The organism is Pelagibius sp., assembly GCF_028289705.1.
In the GTDB taxonomy this organism is placed as follows: Bacteria; Pseudomonadota; Alphaproteobacteria; order Kiloniellales; family Kiloniellaceae; genus Pelagibius.
Genome location: NZ_JANQOI010000159.1, coordinates 1 through 3316, shown reverse-complemented (window position 1 = coordinate 3316; position 3316 = coordinate 1). Strand labels below are relative to the sequence as shown.

5 protein-coding genes are annotated in these 3316 nt (G+C 63.8%); 2 read left to right on the top strand and 3 right to left on the bottom strand.

The annotated features are described in order from the left end of the window. Both Q0996_RS19790 and Q0996_RS19785 read left to right on the top strand, forming a co-directional pair. Positions 1–1004 (top strand): FGGY-family carbohydrate kinase (locus Q0996_RS19790; RefSeq protein ID WP_299623827.1); only part of this gene is annotated, 1004 nt, incomplete at its 5' end. A gap of 150 nt (positions 1005–1154) precedes the next feature. After that, a complete protein-coding gene (locus Q0996_RS19785; RefSeq protein ID WP_299623824.1) occupies positions 1155–1400 on the top strand; it encodes a ParB N-terminal domain-containing protein in 246 nt (81 codons plus the stop codon). A 169-nt stretch (positions 1401–1569) separates the two neighbouring features. On the opposite strand, the gene Q0996_RS19780 is transcribed toward Q0996_RS19785, so the two are convergent. The 3 genes from Q0996_RS19780 to Q0996_RS19770 form a co-directional block, all read right to left on the bottom strand. Then, positions 1570–2052, bottom strand: coding sequence for a hypothetical protein (locus Q0996_RS19780; protein ID WP_299623821.1), 483 nt, complete (start codon positions 2050–2052; stop codon positions 1570–1572). Next, positions 2049–2795, bottom strand: coding sequence for a peptidoglycan-binding domain-containing protein (locus Q0996_RS19775; RefSeq protein WP_299623818.1), 747 nt, complete (start codon positions 2793–2795; stop codon positions 2049–2051). The genes Q0996_RS19780 and Q0996_RS19775 overlap by 4 nt, the downstream gene beginning before the upstream one ends. 128 nt (positions 2796–2923) lie before the next feature. Continuing rightward, positions 2924–3316, bottom strand: a 393-nt coding sequence (locus Q0996_RS19770) for a hypothetical protein (protein WP_299623816.1), incomplete at its 5' end; no start/stop codon positions are given.

Genomic DNA, 3316 nt, shown 5'->3' with positions numbered 1-3316 from the left:
GCACCATGGACAGCTTCCTGCTGTGGCGCCTGACCGGGGGGCGGGGCCACGCCACCGACGCGACCAACGCCGCCCGCACCCTGATCTTCGACATCAAGCGCCAGATCTGGGATCCGGATTTGCTGGAACTGCTGCGCATTCCCGAAAGCCTGTTGCCCGAGGTGCGCGACAGCAATGCGGACTTCGGCTCCACCGATGCCGCACTGCTGGGCGCTGCCCTGCCGATCGGCGGCATCGCCGGTGATCAGCAGGCAGCCACCGTGGGCCAGGCCTGCTTCGAGGCGGGCATGATGAAGTCCACCTACGGCACCGGCTGCTTTGCGCTGTTCAACACCGGCGGCGACCTCGTCTACTCCCAGAACCGGCTGCTTTCCACCGTCGCCTACCGCCTGGACGGCCAAACCACCTTTGCGCTGGAAGGCAGCATCTTCGTCGCCGGCGCCGCGGTCCAGTGGTTGCGGGACGCCATGGGCCTGATCAAATCGGCCGCCGAGACGGAAGCCCTGGCCAAGCAGGCCGACTCCAGCCAGCGGATCTTCCTGGTCCCCGCCTTCACCGGGCTCGGCGCGCCCTACTGGGACGCCGAGGCCCGCGGCGCGGTTTTCGGCCTGACCCGGGCCAGCGGTCCGGCCGAGCTGGCGCGCGCCACCCTGGAGGCGGTGTGTTACCAGACCCGCGACCTGCTGGAGGCGATGCGGGCCGACGGTGCCAGCGGGCTGGAGGCCTTGCGGGTGGACGGCGGCATGGTGGCCAATGACTGGATGCTGCAAATGTTGGCGGACATCCTGGGCGTCGCAGTCGAACGTCCGCAGGTGGCCGAGACCACCGCTCTGGGCGCGGCCTGCCTGGCCGGCCTCAACCACGGTCTCTTCAACGACCTGGAAGCCATTGCCGGACAATGGCAATGCGATGCCCGTTTCGAGCCGCAGATGGCGCAGGCGGAGCGTGAAGAACGCTACGAAGGCTGGTGCGATGCGGTATCCCGAGTGCGCACAACAGGGTAGAATCGGGTTCGACACAGCGCTCAGACGCTCCCGGCTAGATTCCCTTAACGCCCGCGGCGTAAGATTTGTCCATCAGCCGCCGGGAGGGCCCAGCCCCCCAGGCAGGGCCTCCGGCGCCGGTGGGCGGCGGCGGAAAAGGGAGACGACGGGATGGAAACGGTCAGCCTGAAAATCGATGAGATCTACGTGCCGGCGAAGCGCAAGCGCACCCTGAAGCCGGCGCAGGTGGACGAACTGGCCGAAAGCATCATGGAAGAGGGCCTGAAACTGCCCATCTCGGTGCGCCAGGGCAATGGCCGTTTCGTGCTGATCGAAGGGTTGCACCGGCTGGAGGCCTGCCGCGCCCTGGGCGAAGACACCATCGACAGCATCATCGTGCGCGCCCGCCAGCACTAGAATCAACCCGGATTGGATGGAACCGCCTCCAACAGTCTCACCCGGAGCGATCCGTCGACCCAGCCTATCTGCCCTAGTTGTCAGCTGGAGGTCGGCCTTACGCGGTCTGGCGTAAACCCAAGGCGTTTCCGCCTAAACATGCTTGCTCTGGCACACCGCAGCAAAGCCGTTAGCAATCCTTGTCGATCCAATTGTGACCGCTGAAGCAACTGCCCTTGAACCTTGGGTCCAGTCGATCCCGGCTGATGGTGAAGCGCACCAGACCTGGATAGTTGTGCTCGAACTCGTCGATGAGCAACTGCGTCATCGCGAAACGCTCCTCGCAGGCCTTGCTGTAGGCAAAGCGGATTGAGGGCGGTTCGTCAACAAGGCCGAGTAGGTTCATATGAAAGTGGACTCCAGACGGAACAGCCTCCCTGTAACGCCGGCCGTCGATCCCTGTTATCAGCAACCTGACCGTGCTCTCCTCGATCCAAGACTCCTGGACATACTCCAGGTCGACCCGAACGAGACAGTCGCTGCGCATATACTTCGGCCCGGCCCGCCAGATCAGCATATCGAAACCCAGCAACACCAAACCGCCCAGAAGAAGCGCGAGGATGGCAAAGCCGACGACCGAAGCCCGGCCGCCGGAAAGACGCCAACGTCTCATTGCAGTTCATAAACTCTGAGGACCGGCCCCGCTGATTTGCCGCTGTAGGACGGTTGTGGCGGAACGCGGATGATTGCCCTGTAGCCGTGTGCACTTTTGAACGGCGGCTTGAAGTCTCGACGGCTGGGCTCGAAGGGCAGCAGATGCCCGCCGGCCTCCTGAGGCCGGTGATTCGGCCGGCGAAACTCTGGGATCACGTTGCCGTCCTTGTCCAGAGCATACCAATCCACGGTATATCGAATGCCATCGACCCCAAGCGTATTGCTGACCGCGTCGACGCTGATGCCCTTCTTAACGTCAAAGGGATGTATTCCGACATCCAGATTCGACCCGATCGTTTCTTTCCCGCGCTTCGACAAACGAACGCTTCCGACAGCCAAATCGTCTGCTGGCTTTTCCCGCAGCGTTTCTCGCTTCTTCAGCCGAAGTCCATGTGCTGAACCGCGACCGCCGTGAGATCGACCGTTGCGGAAACGCAGGCCCGTCTTTCCCAGTGCCTGCGATAGTTCCCGAACTGTCTCGCCATCAGGTTTCATCTCCGCGTCGGTCTTCAGGCCCTTGTATTCCTGAAAGCGCTCGATCGCATCGAACATTCGCTCGTCGGGCCACGGCGTCAGACCCGTCTTCGGCACCTCATAGAGGCCCAGCGCCGCCAGTGCCGACTTCGTGCTTCGGGTGTCTGCAGGTTCGACCGCCGTATTGCGGGCAACGGATCCTTTCGATTTCAGTGCGGGGGGAACCATTCTCTGACTGCCTCCTTCGATTACGCCCTCCCAACGAAAGAACATATCATGAACATTTATTCGACTCAAGCGCGTATGCTCCAGACCGCTCTTGCGCGCTTAAAGAGAGCGGCCTTGCGCTTAAGCCGTTAGGGCAGCGCCAGCTGACTTATGGCAAGGCCGGCGAGGACGGGTATCGGCACCGACACAGCAAGGCGCTGCAGAGCCGGGCGGCGGCCGATGATCGGGATTTCCCAGACCAGGGTGCGGTTCAGATTGTAGAGCGACCAGGCGATCACGAAAGCCAGGATCTGCGGCGTGCCGGCGCCAACCTCCAGGGCGGCCCCGCCAATGGCAAAGGCCAGCATCGGGCCGCCGGGCACCAAGGCGCCGATCAGGCTGGCCATGAACAGCCCCGCGATGCCGGTGTCCCGCCCGACGACGGCGGCGACCAGTTCCGGCGGCACCAGGGCGGCGATGAAGCCGGCGCCCAATACCGCCAGCACCAGCCGCGGCGCCACCAGCAGGGCCTGCTGCCAGGC

What these genes read in the sequence shown, in the direction of transcription:
- Q0996_RS19785 (WP_299623824.1), top strand. Translation starts at nt 1,155, where the DNA reads ATGGAAACGGTCAGCCTGAAAATCGATGAGATCTACGTGCCGGCGAAG.
- Q0996_RS19775 (WP_299623818.1), bottom strand. Translation starts at nt 2,795, where the DNA reads ATGGTTCCCCCCGCACTGAAATCGAAAGGATCCGTTGCCCGCAATACG.
- Q0996_RS19780 (WP_299623821.1), bottom strand. Translation starts at nt 2,052, where the DNA reads ATGAGACGTTGGCGTCTTTCCGGCGGCCGGGCTTCGGTCGTCGGCTTT.